18 protein-coding genes, 1 other RNA gene and 1 pseudogene are annotated in these 18,366 nt (G+C 41.2%); 5 read left to right on the top strand and 15 right to left on the bottom strand.

Annotated elements, in window-relative coordinates:
- Positions 1–104: pseudogene (locus B4C48_RS02515) on the bottom strand (histidine phosphatase family protein); the annotation flags it as partial.
- Between the two features lie 60 nt (positions 105–164).
- Entirely contained in the window at positions 165–1,019 is an 855-nt protein-coding gene (locus tag B4C48_RS02510; protein ID WP_291353936.1) for a 3'(2'),5'-bisphosphate nucleotidase CysQ family protein, read from the bottom strand.
- A gap of 13 nt (positions 1,020–1,032) precedes the next feature.
- On the opposite strand from B4C48_RS02510, the gene B4C48_RS02505 reads away from it, so the two are divergent.
- The 4 genes from B4C48_RS02505 (at position 1,033) to B4C48_RS02490 (ending at position 4,019) form a co-directional block, all read left to right on the top strand.
- Positions 1,033–1,719: an HAD-IA family hydrolase gene (locus B4C48_RS02505; protein WP_291353933.1), complete on the top strand. Its 687-nt coding sequence runs from the start codon at positions 1,033–1,035 to the stop codon at positions 1,717–1,719.
- The gene (locus B4C48_RS02500; RefSeq protein WP_291353931.1) at positions 1,712–2,152 is read left to right on the top strand and encodes an RNA-binding S4 domain-containing protein; all 441 of its coding nucleotides are present in this window, start codon (positions 1,712–1,714) and stop codon (positions 2,150–2,152) included. Before B4C48_RS02505 ends, B4C48_RS02500 begins: the two co-directional genes overlap by 8 nt.
- Before the next feature lie 144 nt (positions 2,153–2,296).
- Positions 2,297–3,340 (top strand): recombinase RecA, encoded by a 1,044-nt coding sequence (recA, locus tag B4C48_RS02495; protein WP_291353929.1) that lies wholly within the window; start codon positions 2,297–2,299, stop codon positions 3,338–3,340.
- Between the two features lie 85 nt (positions 3,341–3,425).
- Positions 3,426–4,019, top strand: coding sequence for a regulatory protein RecX (locus B4C48_RS02490; RefSeq protein ID WP_291353927.1), 594 nt, complete (start codon positions 3,426–3,428; stop codon positions 4,017–4,019).
- Between the two features lie 498 nt (positions 4,020–4,517).
- Here B4C48_RS02490 and ffs read toward each other — a convergent pair.
- Positions 4,518–4,614, bottom strand: an RNA gene (gene ffs, locus B4C48_RS02485) — signal recognition particle sRNA small type.
- 296 nt (positions 4,615–4,910) lie between these two features.
- Here ffs and B4C48_RS02480 point away from each other — a divergent pair.
- Positions 4,911–5,759 (top strand): YbgF trimerization domain-containing protein, encoded by an 849-nt coding sequence (locus B4C48_RS02480; RefSeq protein WP_291353925.1) that lies wholly within the window; start codon positions 4,911–4,913, stop codon positions 5,757–5,759.
- A gap of 54 nt (positions 5,760–5,813) precedes the next feature.
- Here the strand turns inward: B4C48_RS02480 and lpxA are convergent, their stop codons facing one another.
- The 12 genes from lpxA to rimO form a co-directional block, all read right to left on the bottom strand.
- Positions 5,814–6,602, bottom strand: a complete 789-nt coding sequence (lpxA, locus tag B4C48_RS02475) for an acyl-ACP--UDP-N-acetylglucosamine O-acyltransferase (RefSeq protein ID WP_291353923.1) — start codon at positions 6,600–6,602, stop codon at positions 5,814–5,816.
- Complete coding sequence (fabZ, locus tag B4C48_RS02470; RefSeq protein ID WP_174559135.1) at positions 6,599–7,084, bottom strand: 3-hydroxyacyl-ACP dehydratase FabZ; 486 nt, start codon at positions 7,082–7,084, stop codon at positions 6,599–6,601. Before fabZ ends, lpxA begins: the two co-directional genes overlap by 4 nt.
- A 7-nt stretch (positions 7,085–7,091) precedes the next feature.
- Entirely contained in the window at positions 7,092–8,159 is a 1,068-nt protein-coding gene (lpxD, locus tag B4C48_RS02465) for a UDP-3-O-(3-hydroxymyristoyl)glucosamine N-acyltransferase (RefSeq protein ID WP_291353920.1), read from the bottom strand.
- A 3-nt stretch (positions 8,160–8,162) separates the two neighbouring features.
- Positions 8,163–8,660, bottom strand: a complete 498-nt coding sequence (locus B4C48_RS02460; RefSeq protein ID WP_291353918.1) for an OmpH family outer membrane protein — start codon at positions 8,658–8,660, stop codon at positions 8,163–8,165.
- 36 nt (positions 8,661–8,696) lie between these two features.
- Positions 8,697–11,204: an outer membrane protein assembly factor BamA gene (gene bamA / locus B4C48_RS02455; protein WP_291353916.1), complete on the bottom strand. Its 2,508-nt coding sequence runs from the start codon at positions 11,202–11,204 to the stop codon at positions 8,697–8,699.
- A 41-nt stretch (positions 11,205–11,245) separates the two neighbouring features.
- Positions 11,246–12,601, bottom strand: a complete 1,356-nt coding sequence (gene rseP, locus B4C48_RS02450; protein ID WP_291353914.1) for an RIP metalloprotease RseP — start codon at positions 12,599–12,601, stop codon at positions 11,246–11,248.
- A gap of 3 nt (positions 12,602–12,604) precedes the next feature.
- Positions 12,605–13,801 carry a 1-deoxy-D-xylulose-5-phosphate reductoisomerase gene (ispC, locus tag B4C48_RS02445; RefSeq protein WP_291353912.1) on the bottom strand — a complete coding sequence of 399 codons (1,197 nt, stop codon included), beginning with the start codon at positions 13,799–13,801 and terminating at the stop codon, positions 12,605–12,607.
- Complete coding sequence (locus B4C48_RS02440; protein ID WP_291353910.1) at positions 13,802–14,626, bottom strand: phosphatidate cytidylyltransferase; 825 nt, start codon at positions 14,624–14,626, stop codon at positions 13,802–13,804.
- 3 nt (positions 14,627–14,629) lie between these two features.
- Entirely contained in the window at positions 14,630–15,382 is a 753-nt protein-coding gene (gene uppS, locus B4C48_RS02435; RefSeq protein WP_291353908.1) for a polyprenyl diphosphate synthase, read from the bottom strand.
- Between the two features lie 6 nt (positions 15,383–15,388).
- Complete coding sequence (gene frr / locus B4C48_RS02430; protein ID WP_131274040.1) at positions 15,389–15,943, bottom strand: ribosome recycling factor; 555 nt, start codon at positions 15,941–15,943, stop codon at positions 15,389–15,391.
- Between the two features lie 78 nt (positions 15,944–16,021).
- Complete coding sequence (gene pyrH, locus B4C48_RS02425; RefSeq protein WP_291353904.1) at positions 16,022–16,750, bottom strand: UMP kinase; 729 nt, start codon at positions 16,748–16,750, stop codon at positions 16,022–16,024.
- 59 nt (positions 16,751–16,809) lie between these two features.
- Positions 16,810–18,153 (bottom strand): 30S ribosomal protein S12 methylthiotransferase RimO, encoded by a 1,344-nt coding sequence (gene rimO, locus B4C48_RS02420; protein WP_291353902.1) that lies wholly within the window; start codon positions 18,151–18,153, stop codon positions 16,810–16,812.
- Positions 18,154–18,366: the final 213 nt, after the last annotated feature.

Raw genomic sequence — 18,366 nt, 5'->3', positions numbered from 1 at the left:
ACTTCACGAATAGAATGGCGGGTAAACAAAGTCACCGGAGTTTTTGCATCAGGCAGTAAATCAAGCGCCTTCAGCATACTTGTAGGGAGTAGATCTAACGCCATGAAGCAGCCAAAAAATTAAACATGGGTACATCCAACACTATAGCATGTTCAAGCTTCAGCTCAATGAACGTTCGCCATAAGTTCTAGCGTCTGGAAGGCTAAATTTTTCATTTTTTCATTTCGAAATGCGATAAAACCACCGTTCAGCAAACTGTCACGCTGATTGTATACAAAGGGTCTGCCCTTAAAATCGACCAGACCACCACCGATGCGCTCAATCAGGCATTGCCCTGCACTGGTATCCCACTCGCTGGTCGGATGGAAACGTGGATAAATATCTACTTTTCCTTCCAGCATCATACAAAATTTATAGGCACTCCCCGCCTTGAACTCCACAATATCAACTTGCTGCTTCAAAATGCCTAGGTATTCGGCATATTTGGGCTTGTTTTGACTACTTTGACTTAAACCAACCTGTACAGTTTTAGACTGCACATCATCGGCATATTGCAGCCACTGTCCCGTTTCAATCTCAAATTTTAAGGGCATGCCTTGTTTGGGACAAAAATAGATCGTTTGCTCACCCGGTATGGCCAAGACTGCAAACGTGGTATATGCACCTTCTACCAGACTCAAGTTAATTGTAAATTCGGGACGTTTATGCAGAAATTCCTTGGTGCCATCCAAAGGGTCAAGCAACCAGAAATTTTGCCATTGCTTGCGCTGGGTATTGTCACCTTCTTCAGATAACAACGAAATGTTCGGAAAGGTAGTTTGTAATACCTTGGTGATAAAGGCATTGACCCGATAATCTGCCTGAGTCACGGGTGACTGGTCACTTTTATGCTCGACATCGAAGGTTTCACCTGCACAATAGGCCTGATATTCTGCTCGCAAAATTTCACATGCCTGTGTCACAATGGGAACCAACTGTAAAATCAAAGCATCTTGCGGTGCTGTTGTTGCTTTAAACATAGATTACCTTCATATGCCGAATTATTCAGAAAAACCCACCATCATTTTTGATATGGATGGTACGCTTCTTGATCTTGCCTATGATGATTTCATCTGGAATCATCAGCTTCCCATTCGCTATGCGCAAAAGCATAACTGTACACTCGAACAAAGTACCCAAGCGCTATTTCAGTTTTATCAGCAATATAATCATACCTTAAACTGGTATTCCACACGTTTCTGGAGCTCGAAAGTAGGTGTAGATACACTGGCCCTACAACACGAGTTCAAACACAAGGTGGCTTTACGTTCAGGCTGTATTGAATTACTGGAATATCTTAAAAGCCACGGCTATGCCTGCTGGATAGCAACCAATGCCGATTGCGAAGGTTTAAAATTTAAACTCGAACAAACCCAAATTGCGCATTACTTTGATGTGATTGTCAGCAGTGAAAGCATTGGCTATGCCAAAGAATCTATCGAATTTTGGCAAAAGCTTCATGCACTGCATCCTTTTCCGGTGGAACACGCCTATTTTATTGATGACACTGAAAAAGTACTCAAAGGTGCAGAAAAATTTGGTATCCGGCATTTAATTACCATTGCCCAGCCCTCATCTAAAAGAGAGATAAGAACTGAAAGCTCTTATCCTATTTTACAAGATTTGACTGATTTAATGGTGATCTTAGAACAAGCTGAGGATCTGAAAAAATATGCCTAATTCTTCTCAACAAAACCATGTTGAAAGTATGCGTGTTGATAAATGGTTGTGGGCAGCACGTTTTTTTAAAACACGTTCAATATCTAAATCTGCAATTGAAGGCGGCAAAGTCCATCACAATGGTGAACGGGTTAAAGTTTCTAAAGAGGTGCGTGTCGGGATGGAGCTGACCATACAGCAGGGTTTTGACCGTAAAACTGTGGTGATTAAAGCTTTGTCGGGTATTCGCGGTGCAGCACCGATTGCCCAGCAACTTTATGAAGAAACTGAAGTCAGTGTTGCAAGACGGGAGTTGATTGCTACCCAAAGAAAGTTGCATAATCTAGCCCGACCTGAACATCGGCCAAGTAAAAAAGATCGACGTCAAATCAGTAAATTTAAACAAGATAATGATCAGCAATTTGACCAAGACTGGTCTTATAGTCATGATTAATTTAAGCGTCATATTCTGTCGTACTCGACCGAATTGATATAGAACATAAAGAATGAATCTGTCACTATACTTGGGTGGAACACGTTTGAAAGTAACACATCCACTTAAGTTAATATTTCTGTGACATCGTTTTGAGGTTGTGAGATGGATGATAATAAAAGCAAGGCGCTGAACGCTGCCCTAAGCCAAATTGAAAAACAATTTGGTAAAAACACAGTAATGCGTCTTGGTGATAACACTGTACAAGCCGTTGAAGCGGTTTCTACAGGTTCTTTAACCCTGGATATCGCACTAGGTATCGGTGGTCTGCCTAAAGGCCGTATCATCGAAATCTATGGTCCTGAATCATCAGGTAAAACCACCATGACCTTGCAAGCTATTGCAGAATGTCAAAAAGCTGGTGGTACCTGTGCCTTTATTGATGCCGAACATGCGCTTGATCCGCAATATGCACGCAAGTTAGGCGTAGATATCGACAATCTGCTTGTGTCACAACCAGACAATGGTGAACAGGCGCTTGAAATTGCCGATATGCTGGTACGCTCTGGTGCAATTGACATGATCGTTGTCGACTCCGTGGCTGCCCTTACGCCTCGCGCTGAAATTGAAGGCGAAATGGGCGACTCGCACATGGGTCTGCAAGCCCGTTTGATGAGTCAGGCATTACGTAAAATTACCGGTAATGCAAAACGCTCTAACTGTATGGTGATCTTCATTAACCAGATCCGTATGAAGATTGGTGTAATGTTCGGTAGCCCTGAAACTACCACTGGTGGTAACGCGCTTAAATTCTACGCTTCTGTACGTCTGGATATCCGCCGTATCGGTCAAGTGAAAGAAGGTGACGAGATTGTTGGTTCTGAAACACGGGTTAAAGTCGTGAAGAACAAAATGGCGCCTCCGTTTAAAGAAGCGTTATTCCAGATTCTGTATGGTAAAGGTGTGAACCAACTGGGCGAACTGGTTGATCTTGCAGTAGCTCAAGAACTGGTACAAAAAGCGGGTGCCTGGTACTCATATCAAGGCAATAAAATTGGTCAAGGTAAAAACAATGTGATCCGCCATTTAGAGGAAAACCCTCAAATTGCACAGGAACTTGACCGTCTGATTCGTGAAAAGCTGTTAACCCCTGTAACTAAGCCAATTGAAGAAAAAGACGAAGAAGAACCAGACTTTCTAGATGCTTAATCAGCATGATGTTAAAGTCGAATTTTTCCAGTTAAACTGTAAAACGCCCTACGGGGCGTTTTTTATTTGATGTGATCTAACCCTTATGAGCAATCCAAAATTTCCCAACATGCTTGACTATGAAACGCTCAAGCAACAGTTTGATGAATCAGCACCAGAATCCCCACATTCAAATGTATCTACAGATTCAAACGCCTTACATTTTGAAGCTCCATCTGAACCAAAACCTCAAGGCCTGACTGGAACACGCTTACGTTCCTATGCTTTTGCTGTACTGACACGCAAGGAATACTCGAAAGCAGATCTGATTGAGAAACTTGCGCTTTATGCAGTGGATCGTGAGGAAGTGGTTAAACTGGTGGATGAACTGGCAAAAGAAAATTATCAGAGTGACCAGCGTGTCGCTGAAATGATGCTGTCGAGCCAAAAACGTAAAGGCAAAGGCCCTAACCGCATTAAGCTGGCTTTAAAATCAAAAAAAATTGATAGCAGTTTAATTCAGGACGAATTAAAAGAAACCGACTGGAATGAACAGGCCTATCAACTGAAAGTAAAAAAATTCGGACTGGCAGTTGAAAAAGAGCCGAAACTGAAAGCCAAACAAATTCGTTTTTTGATGTATCGTGGTTTTGAAATGGATGCAATTATGAAAGCAATTGGCCGTAAACCTGAGGATTAATATCATTATTCGCAGAATTCGGAATTCTGTTCAATCCCGATGACGATATGAATAATTCATTAAAAAATAACCACAAAGCTTCGTATTGCTCCAAATACTCATACATTCTCATTTTAAGACGGTTTCGCCCTTTTAAATAAAAGATTGATGTGACTAAATCCATTTACCCTGCGTTTATCAATTGCTTCTATTTGTGCCAGGTCAATAATTATGGTTTTTAAGCCACGAATTGTTAAATGCTCATCATCCAGAACAAGCTTATGATGTCACAAACGAATGATATAACTGCGTGATAGTAAGCAACTAATCATGCTCAACAAGGAAATGAACATCTTGAGAGCAAAAGATTGCAATGAAATAAGCAATAACGCGATCAAAATAGAAATAAGCATAACGATCACATAGAAAATACTACGTGTAATTTTAAAATATAAAATAATAGATGAGACTAAAGGAAAGGATGACTGTGTCTTTTTTTAATTATAAATATGGTGGCAACCCTACCAGCAAGCCTTCGGCACATCATATTTCCACTACCGTTGCTACCTTCCGGTCCTGGCGGGGTTCGTGGAGTACAATTGCGAAGTAACCGGCAGGGCTACCATTGCAAGAACAGAGTATAGAGATTTTTAATCAACTTGCAAGTCTTCAAACCCATTTTCCAGCAATATTGCTTTTATTTGATTATTTAAAAAACAATATTGATTAAAAACAGTATTTTTGGATATTTTTTATCAGTCCAATCAATTACTTTAAGACTACGACAAGATTGTAAACACATATTGCATTTTATGGACCGGACGTTTTTAATGTCGTCATGTCTTTTAAATGGTCACGCTTTAAAACCTTGGGTTTAGAAAGTACCAAAGAATACAAAATGGATGTTTTTTTATGATGCTCAAACAGCATGCTTTATGTGTACTCACCTTATTGGGTTCCGCTTCACTTTATGCCAATGTTCCAATTGAATCACGCGGCTTGAGTCAAAATAACGCTATTGACCTGAGTGCCAACAATGTTGCCATTAACTCAGGCGCAACTGTGGCCAATGTGCCAACCAACCTGAATTGGCAAATCATGCAAAAAAACCAGCAATTAGAAAATGACATTCGTGCATTACGCGGAAAAATTGAAGAACAGGACAACGAAATTGAACAACTGAAACATGAACTGGCCAATCGATATACCGATTTGGATCAACGTCTAGAATTGCTGCAACAAAAAGTAGATCCCGAAAGTGCAGCGCCAGAGGAGGATAACCAACAGGATACGTCTCCCAGCACCGGCACAAGCACCCCAGCCCCAGTAGCATCTTCTACGCCATCAAATCCAGCGACTGCCGCAGCCGCTAAACAAACTGTTCCCGCTAGTGCTGAACTGGATAAGGCAGCCTACACTGTTGCATTGGATGCCTATAAACAAGGCGGTGCAAAAAAAGCCATTGCGCCTATGCAAAACTTTATCAAGAATAATCCCAATAGTGTCTACATCAGCAATGCTTATTTTTGGCTTGCTGAATTTAATTTGGCGATTGAACCGACCAATTATGTGGAAGCCAAAAAGAACTATAATATTGTGGTTAATCAATACCCCAATTCTGCAAAGGCATCACGTTCTGTTTACCAGCTCTACAACATTGCCAAAGATGTGGATCACAATACAACGCTCGCCAACCAGCTTAAAAGCAAATTACTCAAAAATTATCCTAAATCTGAAGAAGTTGGATATTTAAAGAAATAAAAAACAAAAAAAAAGACACCTTAATGGGTGTCTTTTTTTGACCAGCATATTCAATTAACGAACAATACCACGCTTCGATTGTTCCAAAGAATCAATCAATAACTGGACTTCTGGCGCTTCTGGCAGAATATCATTACGAATCTGCTGAATTGCTTGCTCAGTGGTTAAACCTTCTTTATAAATCAATTTAAAGGCCTGACGTAAGGCCTGAATGACGTTTTTAGACCATCCCTTACGACGCATACCTTCAACATTCATCGCAAAGGCATGTGCTGGATTACCCGAAACCATCACATAAGCAGGGACATCCTTTAAAATCAAGGATGCTCCACCAATCATGCTGTAAGAATCAATTTTACAGAATTGATGAATACCCGAGTTACCACCTACAACCACATAATCACCAACATGAACATGTCCAGCAACGCCGACATTATTGGCAAAAATATTATGATCACCCACCATACAGTCATGTGCAATATGGGTATTGACCATCAATAAATTATGACTGCCAATTTTGGTAAGACCGTGATCTTGAGTGGTACCACGATGCAAGCTGCAATGCTCGCGAATGGAGTTGTGATCGCCGATTTCAAGCCAGGTCTCTTCACCAGCATATTTTAAGTCCTGACAAACTTCACCCACACTCGCAAACTGGAATATTTCATTGTTTTTCCCAATTCGAGTGTAGCCACCGACCACTACATGTGAATGTAGCTTGGTGCCTTCACCAATGGTGACCTGTGGCCCAATAATACAATAAGGACCAATTTGCACATCTGCAGCAATGACTGCAGAAGAGTCAATAATGGCGGTTGGGTGAATTAAATCGTTATTACTCATGCCTGCTCTATTTTCTGATGCGAAACCATAATTTCCGCGGTAGTTGCTACAACGCCATCCACTGTGGCTATACAATTATATTTGTAAATGCCACGTTTGTGCATAACCAATTCTGATTTTAATACCAGTTGGTCACCAGCAACGACCTGTTTCTTAAAGCGAACCTTTTCAGCACCCGCAAAAAGAAACAAAGAGCCTTCGCTTGGCTTTTCATTATTCATGATAAAACCAAGTATACCAGAGACTTGAGCCAATGCCTCAACAATCAATACACCTGGCATAATTGGATAGCCAGGGAAATGTCCCTGTAAAAACTCTTCGTTGATTGAAACATTCTTATAACCCACGATGCCATTATCGGTCACATCAACAATACGATCGACCAATAAGAATGGATAGCGGTGAGGTAAATATTCACGAATTTGTTGAATATGCATTGGCAATTCAGGCTTCGTAAATGCAGGAGTATTAGACTCAGTCATCATAATTCTATTTACGCTTAAAAGTTGATTCAAGGGACTCGATTTGAGCCTGTATATGATCAAGCCGTTTCACTAATTGGGTCAATGGCACATCTGCTAATTGTTTAAAGCGTACTGCCGCCCGTTTCCAGTGCAAACTTTCTAGCATCGGCGTACCAGAAGAATAGCTCCCTGCCTCAGAAATACTTTTTGTGACCATTGACATACCGGTAATTGTCACATTATCTGCAATATTAATATGACCTACTACCCCTACTGCACCTGCAAATACACAGTTTTTGCCAATTGTAGTACTCCCTGCAATACCACATTTTGCAGCAAGCGCTGTATTCGCACCAATTTTTACGTTATGGGCAATTTGCACAAGATTATCAATAATGACACCATCTTCCAGAATAGTGTCATCAAGTGCACCGCGGTCAATACTGCAATTTGATCCAATGCGTACATCATTACCAATTTTAACTGAACCTAATTGGGCAATACGATGCCATTTCCCCTGATAAGGCGCAAAACCAAAGCCTTCTCCACCAATCACGGTATTGGCATGAATACGGACACGGTCACCGATCTGGGTTTCACCGGTTAAAGTAACATGTGAATCAATAAAACATTGCTTGCCAATTTCCACATCATCATCAATTTTTACATGGGATTGAATGACGGTATCATCCCCTACTACACAATGTTCACCAATTACCACATAATGCCCAATATAGGCACTATCGGAAATTAGCGCAGAAGAATGAATTTGTGCTGTACTTTCTATCCCCCGATGCTCATTTTTCTTCTCAAATACATGCGTCAGGATAGCAAAAGCAAGATAAGGATTGTCCACGACAATAAAGTTATTGTGCGTATCTAACTGTTCTTTTAGAGTTGAAGTCACGATCAAGGCACCGGCTTTTGAAGCACGCGCCTGATCCAGATATTTATCAGCGTTTACAAATGCAATATGTTTCGCTTGAGCGACATCCAGGCTTGCCAATCCTTGCAAGATTAAATCAGACTGACCCACGTGCTCGCCTTGTACCAGACGAGCAAGATCTTCTAAGCGAAATTGTCTATGATTCATTGATTACTTAATAACGTTAACCTTTTGAATCATTTTATCAGTTAAATCATACTTAGAGTCATAAGCAAGCGCGGAATTTTTATTCAAAACAATATCCAAATTATTTTCTTTACGCAATTGTTCTGCCACTTGCTTGATTCGACCATCTAAAGTCTTATTCATCAGCTGAATTGTAGATTGAACAGTCGACTGTACGCTTTGCTGCAGCGTATTAAACTCTTTTAGCTGTGTCTGAAATTGCGTAGACATTTTTTGCTTTTCAGCATCGGATAAATTAGGAGTTTGTTGAGCACGTTGCTGCAGAGCTTCCAGTTCTTTAGCCAACTGTTCTAGCTTGGTGGTTTGCGGCTTTACTTTTTGCTGTAAAGAAAGATTCTGCTGTTTTAAATAAGTGCTATTGTCTACCACTTTTTCCAAATCAACTACACCATAACCTGCAGCATGAACCGCCGAAGTACTTGCCACACCAGTAAGAACCAGGCTCATTACTATTTTTTTCATGCAAATATCCTTTTTTAAACCCATTGAGGGTCGCACTTAGAAAGTACGACCGATCTCAAACTGGATATTTTTAGTATTATCACCGTCTTTTTCATTTAACGGATAAGCATAACTGAGAGATAGTGGCCCAATCATGGTAATCCAGGTAAAGCCTACACCTACGCTATAACGCATGTTACCCGCATCAAAGCCAAAATTATCTTCACAATACTGTTTTGCATCTACTTGAGGATTACCAGAATTCAAGTATAAGTTTCCTTTTGGAATATCACACTGGGTATCAAATACTTGTGCACCTTCAGCAAACAGTACCGGACGAACCTGACGTGTCCAATCGCCTTTAAACGGTAATGGTAAAGCCAGTTCAGCACCAAACTGTACTAGAGCATTACCACCGACTTCTTCAGGATCATAATCTTGGGTTTGAGTTTCATTAAAAGTCACCCCAGGATATCTCGGACCTAAAGTACTGTTATCATAACCACGCACCGAACCAAAACCGCCGGCATAGAAGTTTTTATAGAATGGCAAATCATTACCATAGCCTAATTTACCATAACCGCGGAGCACAAAGCCCTTGCCTAAAGGCTGGAAAGCTTGGGCATCATAAGTAACTTTTTGATACTCAACATCACTGCCCGGTAATGCAATTTCACCATTCACACGATGTGACATACCGGATGTCGGGAATACAGGACGGTTTAATGTATTATAAGACCAACCTAAATTAAGATTATAGGTTAAGAATTCACCATTGAACTTGTTGTCAAATGGAAGTTCTGCTCCCGCTGGACAAGAATATAAACCAGTTGCTGGATCTTGAACTAGAGCAACGCCACATCTTGTACCTGTATCAGTGGCTTTACCACCATTTGCCAATAGATAGTCGCGCACATAAGTAGAAACATATGGACCAGTCGTTACTTCAGTCTGGTCAATATTTAAACCTGCACTAACACTCTGGTTTTCATCAATTGGATAACCAAAGTTAATACCACCACCAAAACTATCCGTCACATAGTTGTTAACGTTATAGTCATCATCCAGCTTGGTTTTACGGTAATACATGTTATAACCGCGACGTACACCATCAATAGTAAAGTACGGATCAGTCACACTTAAATTATAATAATCTTGTGTTTCTGAACGGGACAAATCAATCGAAACACTATTACCCGTACCCAGGAAGTTAGTTTGACTCAAGCCCGCCTGGAAGGTCACACCACCACTTTGCGAGAAACCTACAGCCAAAGTACTGGTACCTGAATGCTGCTCTTCTACATTGACGTTTAAATCCACTTGGTCAGGTACGTTAGGAATACGCGCCGGTTTAATATCGACAGTTTTAAAGAAACCTGTTCTTTCTAGACGAACCTTAGATAAATCGATTTTTTCATTGCTGGCTAATGCTCCTTCCATCTGGCGCATTTCACGACGCAATACTTCATCGGCAGTTTTGGTATTGCCGGTAAAATTAATGCGACGTACAGTAACTTGCTGACCCGGATTAATATAATAATTCAAATCAACCAATTTGGTTTCTTTATTAATTTCAGGAACAACATTCACTTCAGCATAGTAATAACCGGCATTACCATATTTGCGCAATAAAAGCTGTTTAACTGCATTCACTTTTTCTTGAGAATAAGTTTCGCCATCTTTGTAAATTTGCAGTGCTTTTAATTCTTCAGGTTTGTAAAGCGCATCGCCCAAGAACTTGCTTTGGCCAAAGCTGAATTGTTCGCCTTCTTCTACCGCAACTTCAACAAAGATATTCTTTTTATCTTCACTCAAGTTCAAACTAGAGTTGGTGATATTGAAGTTGATATAACCTTTATTCAGATATAAAGCACGCAAGGCTTCAAGGCTGGCCGCCATTTTTTCACGCGCATAGCGATCGTTACGGGTAACAATCGAACTCCAGCTACTTTCTTTAACGGCAAAAGCCTGTTTAATTTCGCTTTCTTTAAAAACGGTATTGCCGATGATGTTGATATCAACAACTTTAGCCGCCTTACCTTCAACAAAATCAATAGTTAAATCTACACGGTTATTGGGTTTGGCAGTCGTAATGACCTTAACGTCGGCATCGTAACGACCTTGCTGCATATACTGCTGTTCAAGCTCGGTTTCAATGGTTTGCAAAGCTGATTTTTTCAAAACCTCGCCTTCTGCAATACCCATTTTCTTTAACCCATCTTCAAGGGCTTCTTTAGGAATAAGTTTATTTCCCTTAAACTCAACCTTTGAAATGATCGGGCGCTCTACCACGGTAAAAACAAGCGTATCTGCTTGTTGAGATGCTTTAATATCATCAAACAGGCCAGTGGCATACAAAGCACGAATCGCATTTGCAATAGTCGCATCGTTGACACGATCGCCAGCATTGACAGGCAACATCCCATAAACATTTTCTGGCGTTAAGCGAACAAGTCCGTCAATTTTGATATCGCGGACAATGAATTCATCTGCTGCATATACTTGTTGTACTGCTGCCATTGCACTAACGAGTGCCAAAGGCATAAATAAATGTGTGTGCTGCATGCCAGTCTTTTCCGATGTTAATTTATTACATATTTACGTTGTTATAAACGCATGAAGTCATTGAATAATGCAAGGAGCATCATACTACCGAGCAGTACCATACCAATTTTTAAACCAACCAATTGTATTTGTTCAGAAACAGGTTTACCACGAATTAACTCAATAAAATAGTAAACCAGGTGTCCACCATCCAGCATAGGTATAGGTAATAAATTCAAAATACCCAAACTTACGCTCATTAAAGCCATAAATGAGATAAAGGTTTGCCAGCCCATTTCTGCACTTTGCCCTGCGACCTTGGCAATGGTGATCGGTCCAGATAAATTATCCAGTCCAATTAAACCACGTATCATTTTGACAATCGAGTTCAAAATCATACCTGAAATTTGACCGGTTTTATCAACCGCCATAACCAATGCTTCAGTCGGACTGTATTGAATCGTTTGCTTATATTCTTCAGGAATGGTTATTTTCCCAGGACTATTTTGTACACCCAGCACACCTGAAACATTGCCCATGCTGTCACGCTTAGCTTGTGGCATCACCTGCAAATGTAACAGTTGATTTTGACGTAATACATCTATTTTTAATAATTTTTCTGGCGAAGCCTGAACAACCTGAACCACATCAAACCAGTCATTCATTTTCACGCCATCAATAGCAACAATTTTATCGCCTTCTTTCATTCCTTGACGAATTGCCGCACCATCTTCACTAAGTTTAGCGGCAATGGCAGGAATATGTGGACGATATGGCATAAAGCCTAAACTGTCTAATGCCGATTGATTCTGATTTTTTAAGAAATTTTGGATAGGTAAATTAAAGGTTTGCAACTGACCGTGACGATCTGCCTGAATCTGAATGGAACCGGTTTCACCAACACGATCGACCAAGGCGAAATTCAACTTTTCCCAGGTATTAACAGAGGTGCCATCTACTTTGGTAATTTTATCGCCCACCTGCATTTGCACTGTAGCCGCCGGCGTATTTGGTAACACTTTACCAACACGAGTATTCAATTGTTCCTGCGATGGAATAAATAGAACCCAAAACAGTAATACAGCAAAAACCAGATTGATCAATGGTCCAGCAGCCACAATTGCAATACGCTTCCAGGGATGCTGACGGTTGAATGCTTTGGGTAAATCTTCCTCAGCAACGCTGCCTTCCCGTTCATCCAGCATTTTTACATAACCACCTAATGGCAATGCCGAAAGCTGATATTGAATGCCCGAATTTTTAGAAGTCCACTTGAGCAAGGTAGGCCCAAAGCCAATGGAATAAACTAAAACTTTAACGCCAAGCTTACGTGCAACAATATAATGTCCAAACTCGTGAATCGCGATAAGCGGTCCGAGTAGGAGAATTGCTGCCACAATAATAAACAAGGCACTCATATTTTAGTTTCCTTTATGGATGACAATTTGCTGTGCCACAGATCGCACCATTTGATCGACCTGCAAAATACGTTCAATCGATTCTGCAGCGCCGCCTTCAACCTGATTTAAAGTCTGTTCGACCACTTGAGCAATGTCAGTAAAACCAATGTTGTTTTGCAAGAAGGCAGCAACAGCAATCTCATTGGCAGCATTTAAAATCGCAGGAGCCAGACCACCACTTTGCATGGCTTGACGCGCAAGTTTTAATGCCGGGAAACGTATGGTATCAGGTTCTTGAAAATCCAGTTGTTGATTGATAAACAGGTCAAGTGCTGGTACATGCGTTTGAATACGCTCTGGCCATGCCAGCGCATGCGCAATAGGTGTACACATATCAGGATTGCCCATTTGTGCCAAAGTCGAACCATCCACATATTGAACCATAGAATGAATGATACTCTGTGGATGTACCACCACTGTTACAAACTGTTCTGAAATTGCAAAGAGATGGCAGGCTTCAATGAGCTCCAGCCCTTTATTCATTAAGGTTGCTGAATCAACTGAAATTTTCTGACCCATAGACCAGTTGGGATGTTTACACGCTTGTGCAGGTGTCACATTCTGTAATTGTTCAAGACTATGATTTAAAAATGGACCACCCGATGCGGTCAGCAGAATACGTGATACACCCTGTTTCGGTTGCCCATTACGCTCTGCCTGAAAATAACCCGCAGGCAAACATTGGAATATGGCATTATGCTCTGAATCAACCGGTAGTAATTCTGCCTGATAATCACGTGCTGCCTGCATCATGATGTCACCAGACATCACCAGTGCTTCTTTATTCGCCAGCAAGACACGCTTACCTGCTTTAACCGCTGCCAAGGTCGGCAATAAGCCCGCAGCCCCCACAATGGCTGCCATCACCACATCGACATCTGCGTGTTCAGCAACAGCAATCAAGCCAGCTTCATCAGTCAAGATTTCAATATCTGTTAAAGACTGTGCATTAAAATATTGCTGTAATTCTTTCAATCGACTTGCAGGAACAACCACCACTTTTGGTCGATATTGTTTGCATATTTCAACGAGCTCTAAAATTCTGCTATGCGCAGTGACTGCAAAGACAGAATACTTTTCAGGATGCTGCTGCAGAATTTTTAAGGTACTTTGACCGATTGAACCCGTTACACCTAATATACAAACAGATTGTGACATCTATAAATCTACACCAATAAATTTTAAAATATACATGCCGGCTGCAAAAATTGGAGCAGCTGCAAGCAATGAATCAATACGGTCAAGCACCCCACCATGTCCTGGCAGAATACGACCTGAATCTTTAATTCCAGCGCGACGTTTAATCATGGATTCAAACAAGTCGCCAAGAACTGAACTGAATACGGTAATCACAGATAAAATCAAAAATAGAATATGCTGTGCAAGGGTTAAGTCCAGATACAGGACTTCTACGGTTACCACAATCAGCATGGCGGTAAAAATACCACCGTATAAACCTTCTACTGACTTGTTTGGACTGACATTTGGAGCAAGTTTGTTCTTGCCCAATTTACGCCCTACAAAATAAGCACCACTGTCTGCACCCCATACCAGTAAAAACAGGTACATCAGCCACCATGGTGAGCTCTTCCAGACAGAGAAAATTGCAGTAACTGCAGCAGAAATCAGAATAAATCCAATAATCTTCAAGCTGGAATTGTACCATCCATCATAGTTTGGATAGGATTTAACCCAAAAAATACTACAGATCCAGCAAAGAATGGAAGCCGCCCAAAGCAGCAAAGCGATATCACTAAAATATAATGCCAAAGTTGCTAAAGCGGCAGTGGCAAGTCCGTAAACCCAAGCGAAAGGTTTAACAAGATTTTTATTTTTTCTTGGCATGAGCTTAAACCACTCATACCCTGCAACCCCTGCTGCAACAATCATCAGCATAAACATTGGATACTGAGACTGTGTAGCAAACATACAGCTCAGTACGACTGCTACCAATACCAATGCGGTTATTATCCGCTCTAACATTTATTAATTCTCAATTTTCTCTTGCTGGATTTGTTCCGAAGTCTTACCAAAACGACGTTCACGTCCAGCAAAGACCGCGAATGCATCATCCAACTCTTCTACAGTAAATTCAGGCCACAAGGTGGGGGTAAAATAAAGTTCAGCATACGCCGCTTGCCAAAGTAAAAAATTCGACAAACGATAATCACCACCTGTACGAATCAGTAAATCTACAGCAGGTAAATCGGCCATGCAGACATGTTGCCCAAATAGCTCAGCATCAATATCTTCAAGCGCAACTTTTTTAGCCAGAACATCTGCTGCAATCTGTTTTGCCGCCTGAGCCATATCCCACATACCACCATAACTGATGGCAATGGTCAAAGTCATGCTGTTGAAATTAGCAGTCCTTTGTTCGGCTTGCAACATTAACTCACGTAAACGGTCAGACAAACGTGAACGATCACCAATAAACCGCAAAGCAATATTGAACTTTTCCATCCGTGGCAATTGCTCATGAATGGTTTCTTCTAGCAAAGCCATGAGCAAATCAACCTCAAACTGAGGCCGATTCCAATTTTCACTCGAAAAAGCAAAAACGGTTAATGCTTGAATTTGATTTTTTTTACAGTGTTCAACAATCGGATCGAGGACATTTTTACCTTCGCGATGTCCTGCACCTTTTTGCATTTGCTTTTTTTTTGCAAAACGATTGTTGCCATCCATGATGATGGCAACATGTTTTGGAAGAAGCGTACTCTCTTCTGATACGGTCATTAAATCTTAGACCTTCATCAATTCAGCTTCTTTAGCAGCCAGACGTTTTTCAACTTCAGCAACAAATTTATCGGTGATTTTTTGAATGTCATCACCAGCACGGCGCTCATCATCTTCAGAAATTTCTTTTTCTTTCAACAATGCTTTGATGTCGCCCAAAACATCACGACGAATGTTACGAATGGCAACTTTGGCATTTTCCGCTTCATTACGCGCAACTTTCTGCATATCACGACGTGTTTCTTCAGTTAATGCAGCCATTGGTACGCGAATCGCATCAGCAGTGATTGGGTTTAAGCCCAAGTCTGATTCACGGATTGCTTTATCAATTGCAGAGACCATGTTACGTTCAAAAGGTTGAACCAACAAGGTACGCGAGTCTTCAACACCCACGTTCGCCACCTGGTTTAAAGGCACATCCGAGCCATAGTAAGGAACCATAACGCCGTTCAGGATTGATGGATGCGCGCGTCCTGTACGAACCTTGGCAAAACCATGTTCCAAAGACTCAAGCGTCTTGTTCATACGGTCTTCAGCGTCTTTTTTAAGATCGTTAATCATGTGATCTTCCTTACTTAATTCTAAGAGATGTAATAACTAAATAGCGTGTAGTATAAAGAGCTTTCAGGCTCACGTACATTAATTCGTAACGTGAGTACCCTCTTTTTCACCCATAACCACTGAAAGTAATGAACCCGCCTTGTTCATATCGAAGACTTGAAGTGGCACGTTATGGTCACGACATAAGCAAATCGCCGTTAAATCCATCACACCTAATTTTTCATCAAGTACCTGATCGAAAGTCAGGGCTTCGTATTTCACGGCATCATCATATTTGCTTGGGTCTTTGTTATAAACACCGTCAACTTTGGTTGCTTTCAAGATCAGATTGGCTTCAATTTCGATACCACGTAAGCAGGCTGCTGTATCTGTAGTAAAGAACGGATTACCTGTGCCCGCAACAAATACGCACACTTCGCCTTGAGTTAAATGACGAATGGCATCACGGCTAGAATAGGACTCAACCACTGTACCAATGGGCAAAGCAGACATTAAACGGGTTTTGATGTTACGGCGTACCAAAGCATCACGTAATGCCAAACCGTTCATCACAGTTGCCAGCATACCCATCTGGTCACCGGTTACACGACCAACCAGACCGTCTTTTTGCAGTTGGCTACCGCGGTACAGGTTACCGCCGCCTACCACGATACCCACTTGCACACCCAAACCAACCAGGTGAGCAATCGCTAAAGACATTTGATCAAGCACAGTGGCGTCAATCCCCATGTCTTTGTTTCCAGCAAGTGCCTCACCAGACAGCTTTAACAAAATACGTTCATAACGGGGCTTTTTTGAATCCAACATCAGGAAATCTCCGAATCTTCCAATATCTAAATTTTTTTTCGTATATTTTAACTACAGATTTAAGCTGATTTAATCTGAATTAACTTTGCATATAAATCATATTCATCTGCATCGGTAATTTCGACTTCAAGCAAATCACCTGCTTTAATCTGGCTTTTATCAATATCTTCTACAAAAACATTACCATCAATTTCAGGTGCATCAGCATAAGAGCGTGCTACAGCAACCGGGAATTCGTCTTCCAGCTCATCTACTAAAACAGTCATGGTTTGACCAATGCGTTTTTGCAGTTTGGCTGCTGAAATTTCCTGCTGTACTTGCATGAAACGCTCGTAGCGGTCTTGCTTGATTTCTTCAGGCACATGATCTGGAAGATCATTGGCTGTCGCACCTTCTACAGGTGAATAGGTAAAACAACCTACACGATCAAGCTGAGCTTCTTTAAGCCATTCAAGCAGAATCTGAAAATCTTCTTCTGTTTCACCCGGGAAGCCGACCACGAAGGTTGAACGGATCACAAGTTCCGGACACTTTTCACGCCATAATTTTAGACGTTCTAAAGTGTTTTCACTATGCGCTGGTCGCTTCATGAGTTTTAAGATGCGCGGACTGGCATGCTGAAAAGGAATGTCCAGATACGGCAGGATTTTGCCTTGGGCCATTAAATCAATGACTGCATCGACATGCGGATATGGATAAACATAATGCAAGCGTATCCAAATCCCGAGTTGTCCCAAAGCTTCACACATGTCAAAGAATTTGGTTTTAACCGGCTGGCCGTTCCAGAAATCAAGCTTGTATTTGGTATCTACACCATAAGCAGATGTATCCTGGGAAATGACCAGGACTTCTTTTACACCGGCTTTTTTCAGCGCTTGAGCTTCGCTTAAAACCGAACCGACTGGACGTGAAACCAGATCACCACGCATGCTTGGAATAATACAGAAAGTACAACGATGGTTGCAGCCCTCTGATATTTTTAAATAAGCATAGTGTTTCGGGGTTAAACGAATGCCCTGTTCAGGCACAAGGTCAATAAACGGATTATGCTTTGGCGGTTCTGGAACATACTCGTGTACGGCTTCCATCACTTCTTGATATGCCGCTGCACCAGTCACTTTGAGGACATTCGGGTGCATTTGGCGAATTTTGTCTTCATCTTTACCCAAACAGCCTGTCACAATCACACGACCGTTTGCGCTCATGGCTTCGCCAATTGCATCTAAAGATTCTTGTACTGCAGATTCAATAAAACCACAGGTATTCACAACAACTAAATCAGCACCATCGTAATCCGATGCTACATCATAACCTTCAGTCTTCAACTGAGTTAAAATTCGTTCGGAATCTACCAATGCCTTAGGACAACCTAAAGAAACAAAACCGACTTTGGGGGATTTCATGAATCTGCGCTCCACTATAATGCGCGTATTGTATGTCTTTTCCGATTATAAAAACAGGTGGAATCCCCACTCTTTGCATTACGCACCAAAATATGCCTATATTTTTACCAAATACCTTAAATGCACCATTTTGATTCACTAACAATTCCATTTCCAGTACTATGAAATTGGAATTCTGTGCACAAAAACAAAAAAGCACACTTTTATAGCGGC

The organism is Acinetobacter sp. UBA3106, assembly GCA_002365595.1.
GTDB lineage: Bacteria > Pseudomonadota > Gammaproteobacteria > Pseudomonadales > Moraxellaceae > Acinetobacter.
The sequence above is the reverse complement of the archived record's forward strand: the minus strand, read 5'-3'. Positions and strand labels throughout refer to the sequence as shown.